Annotated in this window: 23 protein-coding genes; 15 read left to right on the top strand and 8 right to left on the bottom strand. The window is 47.9% G+C overall.

Translation table 11 applies throughout. From position 1 onward, the window contains the following. Positions 1–72: 72 nt before the first annotated feature. The 5 genes from AC2CG4_RS07030 (at position 73) to AC2CG4_RS07010 (ending at position 4,389) form a co-directional block, all read left to right on the top strand. Entirely contained in the window at positions 73–750 is a 678-nt protein-coding gene (locus AC2CG4_RS07030) for a MotA/TolQ/ExbB proton channel family protein (RefSeq protein WP_062062638.1), read from the top strand. A gap of 47 nt (positions 751–797) precedes the next feature. Further along, entirely contained in the window at positions 798–1,346 is a 549-nt protein-coding gene (locus tag AC2CG4_RS07025) for an ExbD/TolR family protein (RefSeq protein WP_484485569.1), read from the top strand. Continuing rightward, positions 1,343–1,861 (top strand): ExbD/TolR family protein, encoded by a 519-nt coding sequence (locus AC2CG4_RS07020; RefSeq protein WP_484485568.1) that lies wholly within the window; start codon positions 1,343–1,345, stop codon positions 1,859–1,861. Before AC2CG4_RS07025 ends, AC2CG4_RS07020 begins: the two co-directional genes overlap by 4 nt. Before the next feature lies 1 nt (position 1,862). Continuing rightward, the gene (locus tag AC2CG4_RS07015; RefSeq protein WP_062062621.1) at positions 1,863–2,831 is read left to right on the top strand and encodes an AgmX/PglI C-terminal domain-containing protein; all 969 of its coding nucleotides are present in this window, start codon (positions 1,863–1,865) and stop codon (positions 2,829–2,831) included. A gap of 403 nt (positions 2,832–3,234) precedes the next feature. Next, positions 3,235–4,389: an AGE family epimerase/isomerase gene (locus AC2CG4_RS07010; protein ID WP_484485567.1), complete on the top strand. Its 1,155-nt coding sequence runs from the start codon at positions 3,235–3,237 to the stop codon at positions 4,387–4,389. 79 nt (positions 4,390–4,468) lie between these two features. Here AC2CG4_RS07010 and AC2CG4_RS07005 read toward each other — a convergent pair whose 3' ends face one another. Then, the gene (locus tag AC2CG4_RS07005; RefSeq protein ID WP_484485566.1) at positions 4,469–5,470 is read right to left on the bottom strand and encodes a LacI family DNA-binding transcriptional regulator; all 1,002 of its coding nucleotides are present in this window, start codon (positions 5,468–5,470) and stop codon (positions 4,469–4,471) included. A gap of 334 nt (positions 5,471–5,804) precedes the next feature. Here AC2CG4_RS07005 and AC2CG4_RS07000 point away from each other — a divergent pair, with 334 nt between their 5' ends. The 9 genes from AC2CG4_RS07000 (at position 5,805) to AC2CG4_RS06960 (ending at position 15,914) form a co-directional block, all read left to right on the top strand. Next, a complete protein-coding gene (locus AC2CG4_RS07000) occupies positions 5,805–7,676 on the top strand; it encodes a sodium:solute symporter family protein (protein WP_484485565.1) in 1,872 nt (623 codons plus the stop codon). A 135-nt stretch (positions 7,677–7,811) separates the two neighbouring features. Beyond that, complete coding sequence (mgp130, locus tag AC2CG4_RS06995; protein ID WP_484485564.1) at positions 7,812–8,993, top strand: 4-O-beta-d-mannosyl-d-glucose phosphorylase Mgp130; 1,182 nt, start codon at positions 7,812–7,814, stop codon at positions 8,991–8,993. Between the two features lie 3 nt (positions 8,994–8,996). After that, positions 8,997–10,214, top strand: coding sequence for an AGE family epimerase/isomerase (locus AC2CG4_RS06990; protein WP_484485563.1), 1,218 nt, complete (start codon positions 8,997–8,999; stop codon positions 10,212–10,214). 38 nt (positions 10,215–10,252) lie between these two features. Next, positions 10,253–11,584 (top strand): glycoside hydrolase 5 family protein, encoded by a 1,332-nt coding sequence (locus tag AC2CG4_RS06985; RefSeq protein WP_484485562.1) that lies wholly within the window; start codon positions 10,253–10,255, stop codon positions 11,582–11,584. A 137-nt stretch (positions 11,585–11,721) separates the two neighbouring features. Beyond that, complete coding sequence (gene aga27, locus AC2CG4_RS06980; RefSeq protein WP_484485561.1) at positions 11,722–12,939, top strand: alpha-galactosidase Aga27; 1,218 nt, start codon at positions 11,722–11,724, stop codon at positions 12,937–12,939. A gap of 114 nt (positions 12,940–13,053) precedes the next feature. Further along, a complete protein-coding gene (locus tag AC2CG4_RS06975; protein ID WP_484485560.1) occupies positions 13,054–14,511 on the top strand; it encodes a metallophosphoesterase family protein in 1,458 nt (485 codons plus the stop codon). Positions 14,512–14,547: 36 nt separating this feature from the next. Continuing rightward, positions 14,548–15,315 (top strand): hypothetical protein, encoded by a 768-nt coding sequence (locus AC2CG4_RS06970; protein WP_484485559.1) that lies wholly within the window; start codon positions 14,548–14,550, stop codon positions 15,313–15,315. 91 nt (positions 15,316–15,406) lie between these two features. Then, on the top strand, positions 15,407–15,700 hold the full coding sequence (locus AC2CG4_RS06965) for a DUF1330 domain-containing protein (RefSeq protein ID WP_484485558.1): 294 nt from the start codon (positions 15,407–15,409) through the stop codon (positions 15,698–15,700). A gap of 52 nt (positions 15,701–15,752) precedes the next feature. Next, complete coding sequence (locus AC2CG4_RS06960; protein WP_484485557.1) at positions 15,753–15,914, top strand: hypothetical protein; 162 nt, start codon at positions 15,753–15,755, stop codon at positions 15,912–15,914. Between the two features lie 76 nt (positions 15,915–15,990). Here AC2CG4_RS06960 and AC2CG4_RS06955 read toward each other — a convergent pair whose 3' ends face one another. The 3 genes from AC2CG4_RS06955 to AC2CG4_RS06945 form a co-directional block, all read right to left on the bottom strand. Then, positions 15,991–17,409 (bottom strand): response regulator, encoded by a 1,419-nt coding sequence (locus AC2CG4_RS06955; RefSeq protein ID WP_484485556.1) that lies wholly within the window; start codon positions 17,407–17,409, stop codon positions 15,991–15,993. Between the two features lie 130 nt (positions 17,410–17,539). Then, complete coding sequence (locus tag AC2CG4_RS06950) at positions 17,540–19,258, bottom strand: bifunctional protein-serine/threonine kinase/phosphatase (RefSeq protein WP_484485555.1); 1,719 nt, start codon at positions 19,256–19,258, stop codon at positions 17,540–17,542. 151 nt (positions 19,259–19,409) lie between these two features. Further along, entirely contained in the window at positions 19,410–20,888 is a 1,479-nt protein-coding gene (locus tag AC2CG4_RS06945) for an MFS transporter (RefSeq protein WP_484485554.1), read from the bottom strand. Between the two features lie 367 nt (positions 20,889–21,255). On the opposite strand from AC2CG4_RS06945, the gene AC2CG4_RS06940 reads away from it, so the two are divergent. Further along, the gene (locus AC2CG4_RS06940; RefSeq protein ID WP_484485553.1) at positions 21,256–22,152 is read left to right on the top strand and encodes an SMP-30/gluconolactonase/LRE family protein; all 897 of its coding nucleotides are present in this window, start codon (positions 21,256–21,258) and stop codon (positions 22,150–22,152) included. 165 nt (positions 22,153–22,317) lie between these two features. Here AC2CG4_RS06940 and AC2CG4_RS06935 read toward each other — a convergent pair whose 3' ends face one another. From AC2CG4_RS06935 to AC2CG4_RS06920, 4 genes are all read right to left on the bottom strand, one after another. Continuing rightward, positions 22,318–22,758 (bottom strand): PA2169 family four-helix-bundle protein, encoded by a 441-nt coding sequence (locus tag AC2CG4_RS06935; RefSeq protein ID WP_484485552.1) that lies wholly within the window; start codon positions 22,756–22,758, stop codon positions 22,318–22,320. Between the two features lie 248 nt (positions 22,759–23,006). Then, on the bottom strand, positions 23,007–23,513 hold the full coding sequence (locus AC2CG4_RS06930; RefSeq protein WP_484485551.1) for a CC0125/CC1285 family lipoprotein: 507 nt from the start codon (positions 23,511–23,513) through the stop codon (positions 23,007–23,009). Positions 23,514–23,532: 19 nt separating this feature from the next. Then, a complete protein-coding gene (locus tag AC2CG4_RS06925) occupies positions 23,533–24,270 on the bottom strand; it encodes an anti-sigma factor (RefSeq protein ID WP_484485550.1) in 738 nt (245 codons plus the stop codon). 10 nt (positions 24,271–24,280) lie between these two features. Further along, positions 24,281–24,778 carry an RNA polymerase sigma factor gene (locus AC2CG4_RS06920; protein ID WP_484485549.1) on the bottom strand — a complete coding sequence of 166 codons (498 nt, stop codon included), beginning with the start codon at positions 24,776–24,778 and terminating at the stop codon, positions 24,281–24,283. Positions 24,779–24,882 lie beyond the last annotated feature (104 nt).

Below are 24,882 nucleotides of genomic sequence, written 5' to 3'. Positions count from 1 at the left end.
GTTAAACCTATTTTTTAAGCCAGTTTTTAATAATTATTGTGACGATTTTCTTTCTTCGAGGTTAATAAGGTTATGGATACTTTGATTCGTTTTTTTCAAGATGGCGGCACCTTTATGTACCCCATCGCTGTGGTGTTGGTAATTGGTTTGGCGATTGCGGTCGAGCGCTGGTTGGTGTTGTCGAATGCGAAGAGTGCAAACCGCCAGGCCTTTAATCGCATTCTGCCGCTGCTGCAAAAAAAGGATTACAACGGTGTGGTGAACTTGGGTAAAAGTATTAATGCACCTATCGCCCGAATTATCGCTGCAGGTATTGCACGCATGGCGCAATCACCGCGCCGCGACGATATTGAGTTGGCGATGGAAGAAGGTGTAATGGAAGCTATGCCGCGTCTGGAAAAACGCACAGCTTATCTCGCCACACTCGCCAATATTTCAACGCTGTTGGGGCTGCTCGGAACCATCATTGGTTTGATTCAAGCCTTTACTGCAGTTGCCAGTGCTGACCCGGCCGAAAAAGCCGCGCTGCTCTCGTCATCTATTGCGGTAGCGATGAATACCACGGCATTTGGTTTGATCGCTGCTATTCCGCTGCTGTTAATTCACTCCATGTTGCAAAGTAAAACCACTGAAATTATCGATAGCTTGGAAATGGCCGGCGTGAAATGCCTGAATATGATTTCCCATGTGCAAGATGTACCGCGCACACGCACGCAGGACACAGGTGCAAAACCACAGGCTGCGCAATAAGCGCTTTTTATACCCTGCATAGCCAAGTTAACGAATAGGATTTACCTATGCGTATTAAACGCCGATTTAAAGAGGATGCTGACCTCGACATTACCTCCTTTATGAATCTAATGATCATATTGGTGCCGGTATTGTTGATGAGCATGGTGCTTGCGCGCACCACTGTGCTGGATTTAAAACTGCCCGATATGGCCGATTCCAGTGTTCCCCCTACAGAGGAGCCGCCTCAGCAATTAGAGTTGATTATTCGCGCAGACAAATTTGAAGTAAATTACCCAGCCGGGATTAAACTTAAATGGATTGAAAAAACTCCCGCCGGTGAATACGACTACTCACTGCTAGCGACTGTTTTACAAGAAACCAAGCGTCTGTTAGAAAACAAAGGCATAGAGAAAAAAGATATTTATATCCTCTCGGAAAAAGAAACTGACTATCAAACACTGGTCAGCACTATGGATACCGCGCGTTCATTTAAAGCGGTAGTGGCTGCCTCTGTTGTCGATGCGGAATTGTTTCCGGAAATTGCCTTGGGTGATGCGCCACCACCAGGCGAGTCAACCGGTGCATTGGCACCCACAGCAGGAGGTGACCAATGAAACAATCCCTCCGCGCCAAGCGTATGGCCAAACACCACCGTCGCTTGAATCAAGCATCCAAAGTGAATCTGGTTTCGCTCATGGATATTTTTACCATTCTGGTTTTTTTCCTGCTGGTTAACTCCGGTGATGTAGAAGTGTTGCAAGCGGATAAAAGCATCAAACTACCCGCTTCGGTTTCGGAGCAAGTGCCCGAAAATAATTTGCTGGTCGTTGTTAGTGCAACCGATGTAGTAGTCGGTGGCCGCAGTGTGGGAAAACTTACCGAGTTAATGGCCAGTACTGATGATAAATTTCTTCCGCTGGAAGCCGAATTAAAATATCAGGCGCAAAAAGCCGGGCCTTTAAAAGAAGCTGATCAAATTACCGGTCGCCCGATAACGATTATGGCTGACCAGACCTTGCCCTACGCGCTGTTGAAAAAGGTAATGGCAACTTGTGCAGCGGCAGAATATCGCGCTATCTCATTGGCAGTGACGCAAAAAGAAGTTAGCGTCCATGCGGGAGGTGGCTGATATGGCGAGTATTGTGATGCCTAATCTCGAGCTTCCCTGGAGTTCATCGATTGATGACGACAAACGTTTCACTAAAATTCTGCTGATTTTTTTAGCGGTAATGTTAGTGATGAGTGCTGTGGTCACCATCGTTAATTTGCCGGAAATTGCGCGGGCGGAAAAAGAAAAATTGCCGCCGCAGTTGGCGCGTGTGGTGCTGGAGAAAAAAGAGTTGCCACCACCCAAACCGATTGAACCGCCCAAGCCGGAAGAAAAGAAACCGGAGCCCAAACCAGAGGATAAAAAACCAGAGCCGAAACCGGTAGAAAAGCCGAAAGAGCCAGTTAAGGCACCGCCTAAGCCCACACTGGAAAAAGCCCGTGAGCAAGCGGAGAACAGCGGTGTTATGCAGTTCAAAGACGACCTAGCAGAAATGCGTGAAATGATGCAAACCTCCGCAGTGGAAACTGCAGCCACCACTGTAACCAATAGCACCGGTGAAGCGGCGCAAATCGACCGGGCGATGATCACTAGTGGTGCCAAGAAGGCCAGTGGTGGTATTAATACTGCCGCGTTAAGCCGCGATACCGGCGGTGTAGCGCTTTCCGGGCGCGAGACCACCAAAGTCTCCAGTGGCTTGGCGGAGGGTACTAAAAAATCGGGTCAGGCAACTGCTGGTAATAGCAATGGCGCAGGCGGTGCAGCGCGTAGCGAAGAGGAAATCCGTAAAGTGATGGAGCAGCACAAGGGTGCCATCTATTCAATTTACAATCGCGCCTTGCGCCAGAACGCGGCGCTGGAAGGCAAAATGGTGGTCAAGATAGTTATCGACCCCAATGGCAAAATCGTTGAAGCCAGTTTGGTTTCCAGCGAATTGGGTGATAAAGAGTTAGAAGGCAAAATATTGCAGCGCATTCGGCTAATCACCTTCCCCGCGTCCAATGTGGCGCGCACCACGCTCAACCAAACCTTCGATTTCTTACCGCAATAGTCCCGCCTCCCATAACCCCCGAGTGATCGGGGGGTTTTATTTCTTCTCTGTTTTATCTGCCAGTGCGAATCATTTTTAGATAAATTTGCTGCAAGAATTGAAACCGGTTACATTTATAAGGATAATACAGTCCGCTAAGGCCTTTTAATTCTTAGTTGGTTGCTGGTAATCGATTACAGCTGATCGTATTTTAACGATTAGCGGTACTCCAGGATTGCCGGTAGTTGAAAGTGATGAATTGTTAAGCCATAGCCCGCTGTTGTGTTTTTTCACCCCGGTTCGCCGGGGTTTTTTTATTTGCGCCTGGTGTAATCCTCCCGCAAAATGCCTCTGCTATATCAGCCGCAATCAATCCGATCATTATTTTTCTCGCCAGGGGCGGCGCTGCGAATTGGGAATCTCTATGACACAAGCATTGCGTGCGGCGGCCAGTCGCCTCGAACACTGGATCAAACAGGATGCCCTGCCACTTTGGTTGGCGCGCGGCATAGAACCTAACACCAACGCTAATTACGAGCGTTTAACCCCAGCGGGCCTGCCCGATCTGGAATCTAGTACCCGTGTGCGGGTGCAGGCGCGTCAGGCATTTTTCTTTGCTGCTGCCTATCATCGCGGCTGGTGCCCCGAGGGCAAAAATGTTGCCAAAAATTTACTCGCGTTTGTGCAAAAAGTGGCTGCTCATCCAACGGCGGGTGGCGGTTATACCCATCTGCTGAATAAAGATTTTGTGGTAGCTGATACAAAGCAAGACCTCTACGATCACGCCTTCTTTTTGCTTGCCAATGCATGGTGTTATCGCGCGTTTGACGACGAATCTTATCTGCAAGAGGCTGACAAATTAATTGCCCATTTGGATGCGCGTTTTGGTTCGGCTGTCGGCGGTTGGATTGAAGGTGATTACGACTACACCTGTCGCCGCCAGAATCCGCACATGCATTTATTTGAAGCGTTTCTCGCATTGTACGATGCAACCAACAATGCTAAATATCTCGCGCGGGTCGGCGAATTATTTGCTCTGTTTCAGTCACATTTTTTCGATGCAGGGCATGGCGTATTGTTTGAGTTCTTTGACGATAACTGGAAGCGTCTGCCCAACGCCAAAGGCGATACAGTTGAGCCTGGCCACATGATGGAATGGGTATGGCTGCTCGATTGGTATCACCGCCGCACCGGTCGGCCAGTTGCGCAATATACCAAAGTGCTTTATGCACGCGGCTTGGAAATCGGCATGGATAAATCCGGCTTGTTGTTTGATGCGGTGAGTTATACCGGAGCAGTGATTGATTCCAACAAACGCTGCTGGGGCATCACCGAATTAATCAAAGCGAGTTTGGTGCAGATCCGTGAAGGAAATCCAGATGCAGAAGCGATCGCAGTGAAAGGTGTGGATGATTTATTTACCTATTATCTCTGCGCATCAACACCGGGTTCTTATGTTGATCAGCGCGGCGCTAATGATGAGATAGTGGTTGATGTAGCTCCTGCCAGTACGCTCTACCACTTAATTGTGGCGGCGATGGAACTAATTGATCATTTTGAATTAGCTGCGAACAAATAAAATATTTTTAAAAATAAAAAAGCGGGCCGCCATAAACTCGCGGCGCGCTTTTTTATTGCGATTTTTTTGTAAGGTAAAACTACTTTTTTCCCGGCGCTGGCCCAGTGCTTTTTCGAATAATAAATTCCGTTGGCAATACGCACTCGCGTTGGCTGAGTGGTTCGCCTTCGATGACTTTCAGCAACATATCCATCGCCATTTTGCCCATCTCTTCTGCCGGTTGTGAAATGGTGGTTAGGCTTGGGTCGGAGTATTTGGAGTAGGCGATATCGTCAAAGCCGGTGACCGACATATCTTCCGGGATGCGAATGCCTTGATTTTTTAATGTCTGCATGGCGCCAATGGCCATTTCATCATTCATGGAAAATATCGCGGTGGGGCGCACTTTCATATTGCAGAACTGGAATGCGGCGTTAAGGCCAGACCACATGGTGAAATCGCCTTCGGCAATCAAATCTTTTTCAAACGGAATGCCAGCCTCTGCCAGTGCTTCTTTGTAGCCTTCAAGGCGGTCGATGGCGTGAGGGTTGTCTTTCAGGCCAGAGATCACGCCAATGCGCTTGTGGCCGAGGCTGAGCAGGTAATTCACCATGGTTTTGGCAGCGGCGCGGTTGTCGATACGAATCGCGGGGCCGGTGGTGTATTCGCAGCCGCAGGCGTTGACGCAGGGGATATCGGGCGGAATGTTGTTCTGGCTTTTCTCCGAGCTGGGGCGCAGCTGCACTATGCCATCAGCCAACCGTGTTTCCACCCGGCGGATGTAGTCCATTTCGCGCTCTGGAGTGCCGCGCGTGTCGCCCAGTAGCACCGCATAGCCTTTTTGTTGCGCTCGGTCTTCCAGTGCGCGGATAAACAGGGAGTAAAAGGGGTTGGCAATATCCGGTACCAATACCACTACGGCATAGGCGCGCGCGGAGCGGAAATTGCGTGCCAGCATATTGGGGCGATAGCCCACTTGGGCGATAGCGTTATGTACCTTTTCCAGACTTTCATCAGAGACTTTTTCGGGGTTGCTCAGGGCTCGTGAAACAGTTGCAACAGATACGCCTGCCAAGCGAGCAACATCGCGAATATTGGACATAAAAACGACCTTTAGGAGCCGATATGGGGGTGAATTGAGGTTGAACTTATCGGTGATTTACTTATTTGCCCGAAAATTTACTACAGCTGGACGAAAGAGACTAGAAAAATAAGATGTAAACGGTTACATTAGTCTGCAGTGCCAGTGCTTATGGTCCGCTAGGCCTCTTTAGGCTTGCTGCTACATTGAAGGTTGCTGCTTCACCCTGAGTCTCTTTCGCTGGTCTGGTGCTAGCGAGGTGTTGCACGGATGTAGGGGGTCAGATAAGAAACGCGATCACACTTAATCTTCAATTATGAAGTGACGATCCACATAATAATTTCGGAATTTGTTTATGAGTCTTCCTTTGTTGGATATCGCCATCATCCTTGTTTATGTTTTGGCAACCTTGGTGGTGGGTTTCTGGATTTCCAGTCGCGCGTCAAAAGACATTAAAAGTTATTTCCTTGGTGGCAATAAACTTTCCTGGTGGCAGCTCGGGTTATCCAACGCCTCGGGCATGTTCGATATTTCCGGCACCATGTGGATGGTGTATTTGCTGTTTGTTTATGGCGTTAGCAGCGTTTACATCCCTTGGCTGTGGCCGGTATTTAACCAAATTTTTCTGATGATTTTTCTCGCGACTTGGTTGCGTCGCTCCGGCGTAATGACCGGCGCTGAGTGGATTACTTTTCGTTTTGGTGAAGGTAAGGGTGCGCGTTTATCACACATGATTGTGGTGGTGTTTGCACTGGTTAATGTGATTGGTTTTATTGCGTACGGATTTATCGGCATTGGTAAATTTGCTGCGGTATTTATGCCTTGGGAATTATCGTCCGATTCCCATCTGAACGATGTGTACTACGGCTTGATTATCACACTCATCACCACCGTGTATGTGGTGAAGGGCGGTATGTTCAGTGTGGTGTTTACCGAGGTTTTGCAGTTCATCATTATGACAATTGCCTGTATCGCGGTGGGCATTATTGCAATGCAGCGTATATCGCCGGAGTTGATAGCGAGCTTGGTGCCAAGTGATTGGAGCCAGTTGTGGCTGGGCGGTAAATTGGATCTGGATTGGTCGGCGCAGTTGGCGGCAGCCAATGACAAAATTATTGCCGACGGCTACTCGCCGTTTGCGATCTTTTTTATGTTGGTGCTGTTTAAAGGTGTATTGCAAAGCCTTGCCGGGCCGCAACCAACTTACGATATGCAGCGCGTGCTGTCGGCAAAAACTCCTAAAGAGTCAGCCAAAATGAGCGGTTTTGTTTCGCTGGTTTTACTCTTTCCGCGCTACATGCTGATTACCGGGCTCGCGGTGCTCGCAATCGGTTTATTTATGCCGCAGCTCAATGGCATGGGTAAAGACATTGATTTCGAGCAAATTCTGCCGATGGTATTGGCAGGCGATATTTTACCGAGCGGTTTGTTAGGTTTATTAATTGCTGGTTTGCTCGCTGCGTTTATGTCCACCTTCGCTGCCACCGTCAACGCTGCACCAGCCTATGTGATTAACGATATCTACAAGCGCTACATCAACCCCAACGCTGAAGCAAAAACCTATGTGAAGATGAGTTATCTCGTCTCGGTTTTGTTTGTGATTTTTGGTGTGGCGATTGGGTTTTTTATTCCCAGCCTGAATCAAATTATCGGATGGATTGTGAGTGCGCTCTATGGCGGTTACACCGCAGCAAACTTGCTTAAATGGTATTGGTGGCGCTTCAACGGATTTGGTTATTTCTGGGGCATGATGACCGGCTTTGCGATTGCTTTCCCGCTAATTTTTACCGACATTTCACCCATCAAAGCATTTCCATTTATGTTTGTTGCGTGCGTATTGGCCTGTGTGCTCGGGTCTATTTTCACCCAGCCCGATGATATGGCGGTGCTGAAAAAGTTCTATCTTAAAGTTCGCCCTTGGGGCTTTTGGGCGCCGGTGCTTGCCGAGGTGCAAAAAGATTATCCGAGTGTAAGTCGCAACAAAAATTTTTCACGCGATGCAATTAACGTAGTTGTTGGAGTTGTGTGGCAAACCTCGCTTACCGCGGCGCCAATTTTTATGGTGATCCAACACTGGCAAGAATTTATTGTGGCGATGGCAGTTGCTGCAGTTACTAGTATTTTCCTCTGGTTTAACTGGTACAAAAAACTGGAAGACTATCCAGCAGATACTCCGGCAGACGTGCTTAAAGGCACCAATGACGAACATTTATTAACTAAGGCCTGATAGTTATTTTGTGCTGCGGCTTGGGCTGCAGTGAAAAAGTTTAACTATAAGTGTAATCGATTACGATTTTGATCCGATGTGCGATGAAACGCACATCAACAGACATACAACAAAACTCATTGGAGTATTTTAAATATGAGTAGTTTTAAAGAAAAAGCAAAAATGCTGCTGCAGCAACATGAAGCATTGGTCAGCAAAAAAAATTCTGTGAAGGCTCAGGGTAATGGTATTTACGATTGTTATGAAAACCCGATTCTCACCGCAGAACATGCCCCTATCTTTTGGCGCTACGACCTCAACGAAAAAACCAATCCGTATTTAATGGAGCGTCAGGGAATTAATGCCGCGTTTAATTCGGGAGCCATGCTGTGGAATGGCAAATATATTTTGGCAGTACGCGTTGAAGGTGTGGATCGCAAATCTTTTTTTGCAATTGCTGAAAGCCCGAACGGTATCGACAATTTCCGCTTTTGGGATTACCCCATCACCCTGCCGGAGACTGATCGCCCCGACACCAATGTTTACGATATGCGTTTAACCCAGCATGAAGATGGATATATCTACGGTTTATTTTGCACCGAGCGCAAAGATTTAAACCGCCCTGAGGATACCTCTGCGGCTGAAGCGCAATGCGGTATAGCGCGCACCAAAGATTTAATTAACTGGGAGCGTTTGCCGGATTTAATTACCTATTCCGGTCAGCAGCGCAATGTGGTTTTGCACCCTGAATTTATCGATGGCAAATACGGTTTGTTCACTCGTCCGCAAGATGGATTTATCAGTGTCGGTGCGGGCGGTGGTATCGGTTGGGGGTTGGTGGATGATATGACCCGCGCTGAAGTAAAAGCGGAAGTGATTGTGGATGGCAAGGTCTACCACACCATCAAAGAAGTTAAGAACGGTCAGGGGCCGGCGCCGATCAAAACCGCCGAAGGCTGGTTGAATTTGGCCCACGGCGTGCGCAATACCGCTGCTGGTTTGCGTTACGTGCTCTACATGTTCATGACTGAATTGGAGCGCCCATGGGTAGTCACCCATCGTCCGGCGGGTCACTTTATTGCACCCCATGGCGCTGAGCGGGTGGGCGATGTTTCCAATGTGGCTTTTTCCAATGGTTGGATTGCCAATGAAAAAAATGAAGTATTTATTTATTACGCCTCATCAGACACACGTATGCATGTGGCGACATCTACGGTCGAGAAATTAATTGATTATTGCAAAAATACCCCGGAAGACGGTTTGCGCTCAGCGGCGTCGGTTGCGGTGCGCAATGAATTGATCAGCGCAAATTTACAAGTATTAAAGGAGTTGGTGTAACCCATGAAGGTTGCCAGTATTCCGCCGCGTTTTATGCCGCTGCAACAAGAATTTCGCGCTGAATTAATCGCTATTGCGGATTGGTGGGCGGCGCATACGGTTGACCATGAGCTAGGTGGTTTTTACGGCGAAATTGATGCGCACAATAAACCGGTTAAAAATGCGAGCAAAGGGATTATTTTAAATGCGCGTATTTTGTGGTTTTTTAGCGAAGTTGCGCAGGAGGTAGATAATCCCGATTATCGCGCCTGCGCAACGCGCGCCTATGATTATGTTATTTCGAATTTCTTCGATGGCGAACACGGTGGAGTGTATTGGGAACTGGATGCGGCTGCAGCTCCCATCAATGCTAAAAAACAAGTCTATGCTCAGGCATTTACTATTTATGCGCTCTGCGCTTACTACCAGCTCACCGGCAATGCACAAGCGCTCGCTCGTGCATTGGAATGTTTCACTCTGGTGGAGCAATACGCAATTGATCGCGTGCACGAAGGCTATCTTGAAGCGTTCACCCGCGACTGGGGGCTGATTGAGGATTTGCGCCTTAGCGATAAAGATTTAAATTATCCCAAATCGCAAAATACCCATCTGCATATCCTTGAAGCCTATACCACGCTGTATCAGGTGTGCCCTGAACCTGAAGTCAACGCTGCGCTTAAATACAATATTGAGATGTTTGATAAATATATGATCGATAGAACTACGCACCACCTGCGCATGTTTATGGATCTGCAGTGGAACGATTTTTCGCCGGGTTATACCTATGGTCACGACATCGAAGCCAGTTGGTTAATTGCCAAAGCGCTGGAATCTTTAGGTGATGATGCTTACACCGCTAAATTGACACCAACCTTAATTCGCATTGCGCAGGTAACGGTTGATGAAGCGATTGGTGCAGAAGGGCAGGTGATTGACTCCTACGACTTTGCTACAGGTCGCACTAATGCGGATGCCGTCTGGTGGGTGCAGGCGGAAGCCTTGGTTGGTTTTCTTTACGCCTACACCACTAGCGGCGATGCGCAATTTTATCGCGCAGCACAAAATGTATGGCAATTTATCAAGGCTTATCAAATTGATCATCAGCAGGGCGAATGGTTTTGGTTGTCGCAATTACAAAATCAGAATCTCGATCCTTACTATAAAGTAGGCTTTTGGAAATGCCCTTATCACAATGGTCGCGCCATGATGGAGGCGATGCGCTATCTGCAAAAAATGGTGTAGTCGCAACAATAATAGGTTTCAGATTGGGGAATTTTTCGATGAAAAAAATAATCACATTGTTGGCCGCACTTACAGCGAGTTTATTGTTGCTTGCGTGTGCGAACCAAAAAACTTCGCCAGCTGCGCAGGATTTTGTGCAAGTCTCCGGTGTTCAGTTTAAAAAAAATGGCAAACCTTATTTTGTCGCCGGCACCAATATGTGGTATGCCGCTTATTTGGGTTCCCCGGGCAAGGTTGGCGATCGCGCACGCCTTGCGCAAGAATTGGATAAGCTCAAATCCATTGGCGTGAATAATTTACGTGTATTGGCTGTGTCGGAAAAAAGTGAGATTAACTCCGCAGTAAAACCCGCAACCACTAATGGCTTTGGCAATTACGATGAAAGTCTATTGCAAGGTTTGGATTATTTATTGGTTGAACTGGCCAAACGCGATATGACAGTGGTGTTGTATTTCAATAACTTTTGGCAGTGGTCGGGCGGGATGACCCAATACATGAGTTGGATTGACGGGCAGCCAGTGCAAGATCCAAATGTCACCAATGAGTGGGAAGCGTTTATGGCGAAATCTGCCAGCTTTTACCAAAGCGAAAAAGCGCAGCAGGAATATCGCAAAACCATAAAAAAAATTATCACCCGTGTTAACACCATAAACGGTAAAGCCTATCTGGATGACGCCACCATTATGTCCTGGCAGCTGGCAAATGAGCCGCGTCCAGGAAATTCAAAAACCACTGCTGCAGAAAAACAAGTTTATCTGGATTGGATTAATGGCACCGCTGCCTTTATCAAAAGCCTCGATCCCCATCACTTGGTCAGCACCGGTAGTGAAGGTGAAATGGGCTCGGCTAATGATGCGGAATTATTTACGCGCGCTCACGCATTATCTGATATCGACTATGTGACCTACCATATGTGGATTCGAAACTGGAGTTGGTTTGATAAAACCAAACCGGCAGAGACATGGCCATCAGCTTGGCAAAAGGCGCAGGATTATATGGCCGCACATATCGCTATCGCACAATCACTCAATAAACCGATTGTATTGGAAGAATTTGGTTTGGATCGCGATATGGGTGCGTACAGCATTAATTCTACTACTGAATATCGCGATAAATATTACCGCGAAGTCTTTGCACTTATATTGGCGAATATGCAAAAAGGTGAAGCAAGTGCGGGCTATAATTTTTGGGCGTGGAATGGTGCAGGTCGCACTACACGTAGCAATTATTGGTGGCAGGAAGGCGATGACTTTATGGGCGATCCACCACAAGAAGAACAGGGTATGTACGGTGTGTTTGATACAGACACATCGACTATCGCTATCATCAAGGCATTTAATGAAAATATTAATACGCTGATGAAAAAATAAATTTTACGCATGCGTAAAAAACTGCAATGCAGATTGCAGTTTTTTTTGCAGATCGTTTAATTTATATGATTAGTAGGATTCATAAATATAATCACGACAAGGTCTGTACTAACACTACAGCTGCAAGGGTAAATCTTATGACTAAAAAACAATTTCTCGGCTGGGGTTTTATCGCTGTCTTACTTATGTGGGGTGGTAATAGCTATGCACAAAAATTTGATCAACTCGCTAAAACGCCGCAACTGGGTTGGAACAGTTGGAATACTTTTGGCTGCGATGTGAATGAAAACATGATTCGCGAAATGGCCGATGCGATGGTGTCATCAGGTATGAAAGATGCGGGTTATGAATATATTAATATCGACGATTGCTGGCACGGCGAGCGCGACAAACAAGGTTTTATCCAGGTCGATAAAAAACATTTCCCCTCAGGCATGAAAGCGCTGGCGGACTATGTGCATTCCAAAGGTTTAAAAATTGGGCTTTATTCCGATGCGGGCAATACTACTTGCGCCGGTCGCCGCGGCAGTCGCGGTCACGAATATCAAGATGCAGTCACTTACGCTAGTTGGGGCATAGATTACTTAAAATACGATTGGTGCGACACCCAGGATATTAATCCCAAAGCGGCCTATTCGACCATGCGCGATGCACTCTATACCGCAGGTCGCCCAGTGTTGTTTAGTATTTGTGAATGGGGCGATAACAAACCCTGGGAGTGGGCGACCGATGTCGGTCACTCTTGGCGCACCACTGGCGATATTTATCCCTGCTGGAATTGCGAGCACAACCATGGTTCATGGTCGTCATGGGGCGTGTTGCCGATCCTCGATAAACAAGTTGGTTTACGCAAATACGCAGGCCCGGGTCACTGGAATGATATGGATATGATGGAAGTGGGTAACGGTATGAGCGAAGAAGAAGACCGCTCACACTTTTCGCTCTGGGCGATTATGGCCTCGCCGCTGATTGCCGGGAATGATCTGCGCAGCATGAGTGACGCCACCAAAAAAATCCTCACCAATAAAGATATGCTGGCGATCAATCAAGACAAGCTTGGTGTGCAAGCAATGAAATGGATTGATGAAGGCGAGATAGAAATTTTTGTAAAACCCTTGGAAAAAGGCGAGTACGCTTTCCTGTTTTTAAATCGCGCGGATCAGGCTCAGGACTACACGCTGGACTGGTCGTTTCATTATATGAAAGATGATATTTCCAAGCATGAAGTTTTCTTCGACAAGAAAAAATTCAACTGGCGCGATATCTGGAGAGGAAATAGCGGCACTACCACAGAAAAACTGGCGCTCAATATTCCCGCTCACGGTGTAAGAGTGCTGCGTTTAACTCCGCGCTAATCTTTGCCCTGTGCTTTCTGTTTAAGGCCAGCGCAAGCTGGCTTTTTTGTTTTTGTATTCTCTTGGGCTTGGGGTATATAGTAGCCCCTTGCCGCCATTCAAGGGAGAATCCAGGTGCAGTTGTTTGCCTACAATCAAATTGGTCGGCCCGATGAGTTATTAATCTGGGTCGGCATAGTGGAGGCCTATCCTCCCCCTGCAGTGAACTTTGAGATTCATGGTCAGCCGGTAGCTGCGCAGTTATTGCCACCCGGATTTGAGCCGCTTGGCGACGAGGTTTGTGATGCGCGCGGCAATCCGCTGAACCATCGCGCGCTATTCAAATTGCAATGGCCTGCAACCACCGAGCGATTCCAAATCACGGTGCGTATTTTTGGCACGGATGCGACAACCATACTTACCAGTCGTCGTCCGCCGGAGAAATTGCCCGCCAAGGCCGCTGAAAGTTTTAATCTGTTGTTATCTTCTTGCTACTACCAACCCAATGATAAAAGTGCTGCACTCGCCGATTTTATTAGAGCGATAAAACCTTCGCCGGATTTTACCCTGCTCGCAGGCGATCAGGTTTATCTTGATTTACCCTCACAACAAAACTTGCCCGACAATAAAAAACGCCTCGCGCAGGTGTTGGGGAAAAAATATCAAGTCAATTGGTTTTCAACTCCTTTGCAGCAGCCGGGGCTTGCACAGGTACTGAGTCATGGGCCAGTGCTCTGCGTGCCCGACGATCACGAGTTCTGGAATAATTTTCCGCTCTACCAAGTACAATTGGGCAATACTCACGACGAAGACGACCGCGCGAATTGGAAAAATGTTGCACAGCGTTTGTACGAGCGCTATCAAATGTCTCCTGCACAAGCGGCGGGTTTTTTCCGGCAAGATGTTGATCCGCTTAGCATGTTATTTCTCGATGGTCGCACCCAGCGCGATGCGGACGGCAAACAAATGTTTAATACTGCTACGCAGTCGGCAATTAAACGTTGGGCGAATGATTTGCTGGTGCGCAAAAAAAATAATCAAGCGGCAGTGGGTTTATTAAGTTCCGGTCAAGCACTCTTGATGGAGAAGCCAGGCCGCTGGGCGCGCAAATTTGCCGATATGGAAATGCCCAATTACGATGATTTTCTCGTATTAACCAATGCCTTGGCGCAACTCTTTGCAGCAGAAGTTCCGGTGCTTTACATTACCGGCGATGTGCACTGGGGACGAATTGTTGAAGGTGTTAGCCCTCGCGGCAAAACGCTGTTTTATGAAGTGATTGCATCGCCCTCGCGTTTGATTGATACAGTGGGTAGCGATCAGTTAAACACGGTAAAAAATATTTTCCGCAAAGAGCCAAAACCGTTTCCGAAACATCCATCTGCGCCGGATGATCTTGCCGGTATAAAACTGGGTAACCTGCGGTTGGATACCAAACACCGGCAGCAGGGCGATCATGTTGCGATGCTGCGTTTTCATGCTATTCCCGGCGGGCTTGAATTCAGTGTGGATTACATCTGCACCGATGCCGATGCGCAAAAGCGGCGCGAACATTCATCAACCCAAGGCCCGTTTAAATTATTAAGTTTTTAACAAAGACCATTTCAGACATTTGTTGAGGAAAGGATAATGATCAAACAAACACTCTCGTCCCAATCGCTGATCCAAAGTGATATTTATACAATGGAGCGCATTAAACGCGAACCCAATCTGGAATGGCTGAAACGCGCCTATGAAAGTTTTGCGTTAGATAATCTTGCCGATTGGAGTTTTATTGTATTGGCCGGTGGCAAAGATGTTGCCTCATTTCGCATTCGTATTGCGCAATCGCATCTGCGTGGCGATATGCTGCCGTCTTATTGGTCTGAGTGCGCGCTGTTTAAAATTCAGCAGGGCGATTTCGCCACAGCCATCTTTTGCAATCTCCCGTTATTTCAACCTGCCGCCGCCACTTACGCGCCTACGCGTAATGGTTTGATAGAAATACCATTCAATAAACTTCCAACACAAAAAGATTATCCCAACCTCGCGCTGCTCGCGATTCCAGTGCCGCAAGAAAAAATTCTAGCCGCGCTGGCCGATTATAAAAAAGCCCGCGTCAGTTACGATGCCGTCGCCAACATTTTACCCTGGCTGGCATTTGTGTGGGGTGCAGGTAATGCATCGAACCCCTTAATGCAACAAATCGGTTTTCCCTCCGCGATGATGCTCAGCCAAATTTTTAGCGCAAACGGATTTGATTTGGCACCCGGCGTCAACGCCAATTTATCAGCCCCCGAAACCTTCTGGAGCGGCGCAAAACACTGGCAGGACTATTACAGCAAAACCCAAGAAAATGGCCTACTACCCAAAATGCGTTTTGTCATCAATCATATGTATGAGATTGATGAGAGTTGATCTAGTTCTCTTTGGAGTGCCATGCAATCTGTAAAAAATACTGCATTTTGCTGGCGGTGGTTGAAGCGAATGTTAGTGCAAGGAAAGAGAAATGCCCAGTTATATACATGTTGATGTCAATATTAAGGATATGGAAAGCTTCAAGGAGTATGCCGCTAGAATTCCAGAGTTGATCGAAAAACACGGTGGAAGATATATCGTAAAAGGCGCGGAGCCAAAGGTTGTTCGGAGCGGTGACCGGATTCCTCAGTATGTTGTGGTGATTGAATTTCCTTCAGTTGAAAATGCGGATAATTTTATAAAGGAAAGGGAGAGTACGGGCTTAACTGAGTTATTTAATCAATCAACCGAGGGGCGCATTTTAAGCGTTGAAGGATGTATTTAGTACAAAGATTATTTTTTACTAAATATTTAATTGGCTTATCAGGGGCGTGAAAATGAATCCAATTCTCAGGGCAGTTGTCATTGTTGTTTGTCTTTTTGCCGCTATAGGGTGCTATGTCTTTGGTATTCCTGTGGGGGGTGTTGCTTTTCTGGTGGCGGGGATTATTTTCGAAGCTATGTTTTGGCTGGGAATATTTGGCAAATGGAAGAAATAAAAAAGCCAGCCGGAAAACGTGGCTCGCTCAATAAAAAGTCTGTGGCATTACGATAATAAATTTTCTCTTTCAGTTATCACTGCTCTTCACTTTCTTTCAGTACCAATTCCAAACGATTATTGTTTTGTGCGATTTGATTCCATTCACCGGCGTTTACGATGGGAATGCGCTCGGGGTAGGGGTCTGTTCCGGGGGCGGCGGTGATGGCGATTTGTAGTGTGGCATTTACACTCCGAGTCAGGTTGCCAAGAATCATGGTCACTTCGCGGGTGTAGTCATCCAGTAAGCGCCCGATAGTATAAATCTCACTGGAGAGCATGCAGTCGCCGAGAGTTTTATTGGCGGGGGCGAGTTGCGCCATGCCCATGTTATCGACAACTACGCAAAAATCCCCGACATAAATATTTACTGTTGCAGTGCCTTTAAAACCGTTACTGGCGAGGCGGTGCAAGAGTTCATGCAGGCGTAATAAGGGTTTGGCGTCGATGGTATTTTGATGAAACGCCAAGGCGCCGGTTTGATTAAACGTCCAGGCGAGATCGTTGAGCAAATCATTATTGGGTACAGATAAAGATGCGATGGGTTGATTAATTCTGGCGTTGATAGCGGCGGGGCTAATCATCTCCGGTTCTTTGTTGGCCTGCGCTGCAACTGCTTGCAACTGTTGGCTTATCGCTTCCTGTTGGATTTGATTGTTATTGAGTTGATTGTTAATCGACAGTAAAACATAAGCGATTACGGCCAGTGCAATTACGGATAAAAAAATTGCGAAGACTGACCAACCTGAATTGCTGGATGGTGTTTCTGCCGGTGGTGTTGGTGCGGCAGGAGTGGGAGCTGCAGTTTGCTGCTGCAATAGATCGCTAAATTCCTGCCGCATAACCTGGCGCAATCCTTGTAGTTCACGCACAACGCGAGAGGTAATAAAGCGGCGGTTATCTTCCAGACTGTGTTCCATATGGCTCAGGCGTAGATCCAAATTGCGCGCTTGCTCCAGCGATGAGGTGCGCCGTTCCACGTGCTGGCCGTTGGTTTCTGCTGAGCTATTGGCAGTGACTTGATTGGCGGCGGCGATCAATTCTGCGCTTTCAATACTGTCGTTTTCAGGGGTGCCAGCGGTTGGGTAAATATGAATTGCCTTCATCACTTTGGATAAATCGGTAGCGTTGATGCTGTCTTTGCTCACTACATCTATTGCGCCGAGTGCGCGCGCTTGTCCGGTATACACATCGCCACTTTTGGAGGTGTACATAATTACCGGAATCATCGCGGTGTCTGGGTTGGATTTAATAATCTGCAGTGCGCGGAACCCATCGATGCCGGGCATAAGGTGATCCATAAAGATAACGGCGGGTGCATGGCGGGCGAGATAGCGCAGTGCGGCTTCCCCGGAATCGACAATATCTATATCGAGCGGGTAGCGGCGCAGCATTTTTTTGAGCCGGTATTGTGCGGTAGTGGAGTCATCCACAATCAGGGCGCGTTGGATGGTCATGGTAGTAAGTCCCTGTGCGAACAGCGACGGTCGGTGATGGGTCGCTATAGGGTGATTGTTATTCGCACAGAGACTAACAGAAAATTCAGGCGCCAGGGACTATGTAAATCACAACCTGACGCCGCGATTGTTACTGGCGCGAGAAAAATGCGATGGCTGCCGCAATCCAACCGCTGATGGCGATTATTTTCCAGACTTTATCCGGGTGCCGCTCCAGCAATGGTTGCGCGCGTGGGCTGAGCCAGTTGGGGTTGGGGCGTTTTAAATCCTGCTGCCATTCTGAGAGTGCCTCATAGCGGCTGGTGGGATAAATACTCAGGGCTTTTTCCATGGCTTTGTCGAGCCAGTAGGGCACCAGCGGGTTGTATTTCATCGCCGATATATAGCGCAACTTTTGAAAGCTTTTTAAGTCAGTGGCTTTGCTATAGGCCGTACCGTAAGGCAGTTTTCCGGTGAGCATTTCATAGAGCAATACCGCCAGTGAAAACTGATCGGATTTGTCGCTGGCCTTGCCGCCGTAGCGGTATTCTGGTGCAGAGTAATCGAGCGTGCCGAGAATATTATCCCGTGTGAAGGGTGTGCCCGCCTCCTGTACACCCGCCACCCAGCAGGAGCCAAAGTCGACTACCATCGGGCCTTTGGCGCTGATCACAATATTGTCCGGTTTTAAATCCTGGTGCAGGGTTTCTTTGCGATGAAATGCGCGTATGCCGCGAATTAATCCTTCGGTCAGTTCCACTGCGTCCAGAATCGATAAAATGCCGCGTTCTTTTAATAATTGAGTGAGCGTGGGGCCGGGAATATAGTCGGTGAGGTAATACAAACAAGAGCGCGCTTCAGTGCTGGGCACTACGCGCACTACCGCGGGGCTGTGAATACGCGAGCCGATCCAGGACTCCATTACAAAGCGTTCGATATAGGCCTTGTCGTCCTGAAATAATTCCGACGGCGTTTTCATGACCAGTAGGTTATTTTTTTCATCTTCGACTAAATACACCTGGCTGCGCGTCGATTCATGCAGAATTTTTTTGATGCGCAAACCATCAATACTTTGCCCCGGCGATAATATCGGCGGAAACGGCAGGCGCGATAAAACTTGCACCGCATCATCTTGCGCGGCAGTGCCGAGGCTTTCAATACGCAGGGCCTGAATACTTAAATTGTCTTCACTCTGGTGTTGCAATGCGAGGGGCAGTGCCTCGTTCACCAGTGCTTCAAGATTATCGCGATGGCTGAGTACAAAATTTTTAAATTCCAGGGTGGGAATATGCTCGTGAATGCCATCGCTGGACAAAATAAAAATATCGCCACGCTGTAATTCCAGCGAGTGCATATCCACTTCCAGATAAGGGTCGGCGCCCATTGCGCGGCTTAAATGGGTGGTGTGTTTATCGATGCGCTGGGTGTGGTCGCGGGTGAGCAATTCGAGATTGTTATTGCGCAGGCGATAGACGCGGGTATCGCCAACATGAAAAATAAAACCGCTATCGCCTTTTAATATCAGCGCCGAAAAAGTGGTGAGGTAGCCCTCGCCATAAATAGAATTTTGGCTGCGCCCCCAGAGACTGGAATTTAAACTTTGGATTACCCGCATGGCCGATTGCTGGGTGCGCCAGGTCTCGGGGGTGGCGAAATAGTCACTGAGAAAACCGGCAATCGCGGTTTGACTCGCTTCGCGTGCGGCCTTGCTACTGCTCACGCCATCGGCAATTGCAACCGCTATGCCTTTGGTGGTCAGCAAATTACTTTCGGGTATGCGCGCACCGACGGTATCCTGATTTTCCGGTTTGCGCCCCGCTTCACTTTTTTGCGCGAAGCTGATGAGCAGCGTTGATTGTAGATGATCCATAGTTTTTAGGTTCTACGTAGGGGCGCAATTTATTGCGCCCTGTGAATTGTTGCGCCCTGTGAATTGTTGCGTCGGTAAAAACATGTACCCCGTAAAAAAACAGGGCGTGATAAATCACGCCCCTACAGTTTTTCGGATTGTGCCTGAGCAATTAGCTCACTTCAATTTTATGCAATGTGCCGTCGTCATTCATTTCGACCACATGGCCTTTGGGTTCTTTCAGGAATTGAATAAATACCAAACCAACACAACCAGCGGCGGCGAGCATAAAGAAAAATTGCTGGGCGTTAATAAAGGCATTCATGGTCAGGAAGAAAAGTGCACCCACGTTGCCATACGCACCTACAGTACCAGCGATTTGGCCCGTCATACGGCGTTTAATCAGTGGCACTACTGCGTATACCGCGCCACAACCTGCCTGCACAAACAGCGAGCAGATAAATACTGCAATAAACGCGAGGAATAGTGGCCAGCTGCTATTAATTTGCGAGAGCAGTAAATAACCCACTACGACACCAGCGAGAATAATGGTCATGCTGAAGCGGCGACCAAATTTATCGCTAATCCAACCGCCACCGGGGCGAGCTACCAGGTTCATAAAGGCAAAGGAGCCACCCAGCATCGCCGCTTGGGTCACGCTCAGGCCTTCAAAGGTAGTCATAAAAAAGGCGGGCAAAATAGAGACTACGGCAATCTCGGAGCCGAAGGTGGCGAGGTAAAACCAGCTCAAAATTACCACTTGTTTAAAGTCGTATTTGTCGTGCTCTGGCACGCTGCCCTGCTGCAACATTTCTTTGTTAACGGAATAGATTTGCGAGAATTGAAATACCGCCAACACCACTAGCGACAAGTAAGCGATGATCGCCGTGGTATCCGTTAACAGCGCCAAATTGCCGGGCGACATTTTCCACACCAGTACCGCCAGGATCAGGTACATAGGTACATTCAACAACAGGTAAAGGACAAAATCTTTTTTGCTCGATACTTCCAGACCGCCCGCTTTTTTCGGTTTGAAATAGGTAGAACCTTTTGGTGTGTTGCGCACGGTAATGTAAAACACTATGCCGTAAAAAATCGCTACTACTGCCGCGGTAGCCATGGCATAGCGCCAGCCGTCTACGCCGCCAAACACATTGATCGCCAGGAAGGGCAGAATAAATCCTGCAGCGGCAGCGCCAAAGTTACCCCAGCCACCGTAAATACCTTCCGCCAAACCGACTTGGCGTGCGGGAAACCATTCACACACCAAGCGAATACCAATTACAAAACCGGCACCGGTAAAGCCCAATAAAAAGCGGAACAGCGCCAGCTGTTCATAGGTTTGCGCAAAAGCAAAGGCGAGCAGTATTGCACCGGAAATAATTAACAGTGTGGAGTAGGCGGCGCGCGGGCCAAATTTATCCACCAAACTGCCCACGATTATACGCGCGGGAATTGTGAGTGCTACGTTGAGTGTTAAGAGCGCTGCCCACTGTTGTGGACTCATCTCAAATGACGCCATCAGCAGCGGTTTGAGCGGCGGCAAACTAAACCACATCACAAAAGTGAGGAAAAATGCGAACCAAGTGAAGTGCAGGGTCGCAACGGATTTATTGGAAAAGTCCAATAGATTTAAACGATGTGAGCTCATGAAATGTCGTCCGCCAATTAACTGCAGGGTGGGTGTTGCGCGGCGAATTCCATTTTGGTGCGTGGTGTTATTTCGCTGCGTGCTAATGGCTCTTCTGCAATGCCTATGCCAAGGCGGAAATAGTGCGTTTTTTAGGGGCTTATGTAGCGGTGGGAGCTTAATCTGTGCGTTTTTGGCTATTTCTATGCATCAGATGGAGGCTTAAAGTTTACGGTGTGAATATTTATGGTGCGTTTTTGTCGATAGTATGGGGTGGCAGCCCTATAAGTTAAGGTGCAAGGCTTTTATTGTGCGGCCGGGTTGTGTTATTTATGCCCGACCACTACAGCGGCTCAGACAAATTTTTAAAACACATAAAGAGGTCGCTATGAATAACATGCTATTCAAGTCTCGCCGGTTAGCCGTTGTTGGGCTTCTCGCAACAGCGCCATTGGCTCTCGCACAAACCACTGATCACGTTGCTGATAATGTTTTTACCCAGGGTATTGAAGGCCCTGCAGTTGATGCTCAAGGCAATCTCTATGCGGTCAATTTTGCGCAAGAAGGCACCATCGGTATTGTCGATAAAAAAGATAATGCGCAATTATTTGTGACCTTGCCTGAGGGCAGCACCGGTAACGGTATTCGTTTTGATCGCAAAGGCTTTATGTATGTGGCGGATTATTCCGGTCACAATGTATTAAAGATCGATCCCAAAACCAAAGCGATTTCGGTACATGCGCACAGCGATAAAATGAATCAGCCCAACGATATTGCCATCGCAAAATCCGGTGTGATTTACGCGAGTGACCCCAACTGGGCTGACAGCACTGGCAATCTGTGGAAAATCGCTACTGACGGCACAGTCACTTTGCTGGAAGCGAATATGGGCACCACCAACGGTGTAGAAGTCAGCACCGATGAAAAACACCTGTATGTCAATGAAAGTGTTCAGCGCAACGTGTGGAAATACGATATAGATAAAAAAACCGGCGCGATAAAAAACAAACGCCTGTTAATTCAATTTTCCGATCACGGATTGGATGGCATGCGTTGCGATGTCGATGGCAATTTGTATATCGCGCGCTACGCTGCGGGTGAGGTGACGGTGGTATCGCCCCATGGCACGGTGCTTGAACGCATTAAATTAAAAGGCCAGAAGCCAACCAATGTCGCCTTTGGTGGAGTTGATGGTAAAACCGTTTATGTCACATTGCAGGATCGCGGTGCAATTGAAACTTTCCGCAGTGAGCGCGCTGGGCGCGAGTGGTTGTTGCAACAATAACGCACAAATTTTATAGGCATTAATCAGCCGTGCAATAAAAATTGCCATGCTGTTACGCCCCTAAGGGGCGCAATAACATGGCAATTGCTTTTTCCCTAAATTCAACCTTCCTGCCCAGGTTCCTCGAATTCGGGCTAAACTCCTACTCCCAGTCCCGTTGAACTCTTAGGCCACATTGCGCTTCAATGCGCGCATGCGATTGTGGCAGTGTTGCAGTGACGTAAAAATGTGATTGAGCGCCGTATTAAAATCAACGGAGGTAACTTCCAGCATCGCATTGCGAATATATTCGAGCGTTCTGTCTTCCAGCTCTTCCAATTGCGCAATGTAAGTTTGCGATTTATCGCCTTTAATTTTTGCCAATACATCGGTGTAGGTTTTTCTCAGTGTTCCACTCATGGTTTGGCCAGTTTCCACTTCACCTTCACGAACATAAATTAATGGCTGTAATCGCACTAATGCGGCTTGGCGTACATCGATCATTTCTTGCAAAGTGGTTTCATAACCAGAGCCGCGCAGCTCTTGTTTTGCATCGGTATAAAATTCAACTCCATCATTCAATACCTTAACGAGATCGCGCATAACGGAAATTTCGTTGTTAGCCATAATATTTCTCCTGAATATAAAAATAATTGAATGGTTTATCTTGCACGTTAAAATAAATAGTGCTCAGGAGAGGTTTTGCAGTATCTGTGCCATCGACTCAAAAGCGCGATAAATTGCGTTTTTTGTTGATCACCGTGCCATTTTATGTGGTGTTTGTCTGTAGAGTTTACAAAAACTGTTGCACATACTGCAGATGTGATTTTTCAAATTGCTGTGGTTGGTTAATAAAAAATAATTGCAAATAAACTTTAATTGGCCTGATCAGTATTTCTTTGTGCGGCCTCCCACAGTTCGCGGGCATCGTAACTTTTTATTTTTGGTTGCCCACTTTCTGGTCGTACGCCGCGCCCCATACGAATTTCTACTATAGCCAGGGTGTCTGTATCGGTATTATCCAGCGTAGATTCAGGCGTAGTCATTCGCGTGCGACAACCCAATAACCCACAGCTGCGCGCGATGGCTGGGCGGGTGCTGGTTTCGAATGGATCTTCTTCGCGCAATCGGCGGGTGCTGCTTTTTTCTACTACAAACCAATCGTAACCCTGTGCCAGAGTCAGTTCCGCAGCGCGCATTAATGCATATTTTTGTGCGGCGCTGCGCGACTGTCCCGCCAATTTAAATTGCACGCGGTAGTGATTTTGCGCGAGTGCAATTTCTTTGTAACCGCTGCTATCGCCTTTAGCGGGTTTGTAGGCTGAATGGCTTGCGCAGCCCATGATGATGAGTGAAATAAAAATAAGGCTAATAAGTTTCATCGCTGTGCCCTCGGTGAATTTAGTTTTCCCAGCCGCGCTGAATCGCACTCGCTTCTTGCTGCGCATCTAACGCATCGCCCTGCATAATCTCATCTAAGCGTTCATCCAATACGGCGGCTTGGTTGGTGGCGGTTTGATAGTCAAGGCTGTCGGGTGCTACCTGGGTTGCGACAGTGACATCAGTTTGCCATTCATCATCAATGCGACAGGCTATAGTTTCCGCGCCGCCTTGTGCATCGGCGATAAAAAACTGGCGACAATAATTGCCTGCTTGATTGACAAAGGTTAAGCGCGGTTTGATGCGTTGACCTTGCGCGAGCGTTTGCTCGGTGCCGCTGGCGGTGGTGTCGAGTGCGGCGGCAATTGCGCTCCAATTATCCAGCGGTGAATTCTGGCTGCTGGGCAGTAGCTGAATAAATCCGTAGCCCAAAACCAACAGCGTGCAGGCGGCTATAGCCGCATGTTGTTGCAGCCCTCGCTGGATTTTTTTCCACACCGGGAAGGCGATAATTTGCGCGGATACTGACGCCTTAGTTTCAGTGGGTGCAGCGGCTAACAATTGGGTAATTGCATCCGGCAGCGGGCGTGCATCAATTGCCGAGTAGTGCTGTGTAATTTGTTCGTCCACCATTGCAAACTCTGCAAGCCGATTGGCCAGAGTTTCATCTTCAATGATTTGCTGGCGAATCATTTCCATTTCATGTTCAGGCAGTTCGGCATCGAGAAAGGCCGATAATTGTTCGTCGCTAATATTCATCATCATCTCCTCAAACGCCCGGTTTTGCGGAAGCGGGATTTGGATTTAGGTAATTGATCAGTGCCACCCGTGCGCGCGCCAAGCGGCTCATGACGGTGCCGGCGGGAATGCCCAGGGTTTCGGCCACTTCTTTGTAGGACATTCCCTGCAGGGCTACCAATGCCATAATTGAGCGCTGGTCGTCGGGCAGTTTGTTCATCGCGGCATCGACCTGCTCGAGAGTGATTTGATCGTGGATTTTCTGCTCGCCATCAACCGATGGCTCTTCGGTATCTTCCAGTGCATAAGTATTGTGCTGGCGAATTTTACGCGCGCGGTATTCGTCGATCCAAATATTGCGACATACGCGAAAAGCCCATTTTGCCGGCTCTATATCCGCCGGAATGCCGCGGGTCAGCAATCGCTCAAGCGTGTTCTGTAGCAGGTCATCGGCGTCGGCAGCTGAACCGGTGAGTGAATAAGCAAAACGCCGCAACATAGGCGCTAATCGGGTTAACTCTTCTTTCATAGGGATTATTGATCCTGTATGCGTTATTGCGCGGAGTCATTGTATGGATTTCGTCTGAAATCACCATTTCTATTAAGTAAACGTCTGAGTATGGTTTTTATTCC

This window comes from Cellvibrio sp. ATLC23 (assembly GCF_057196725.1).
Note: the sequence above shows the minus strand (reverse complement) of the source record. Positions and strands in the feature narration are given on the sequence as shown.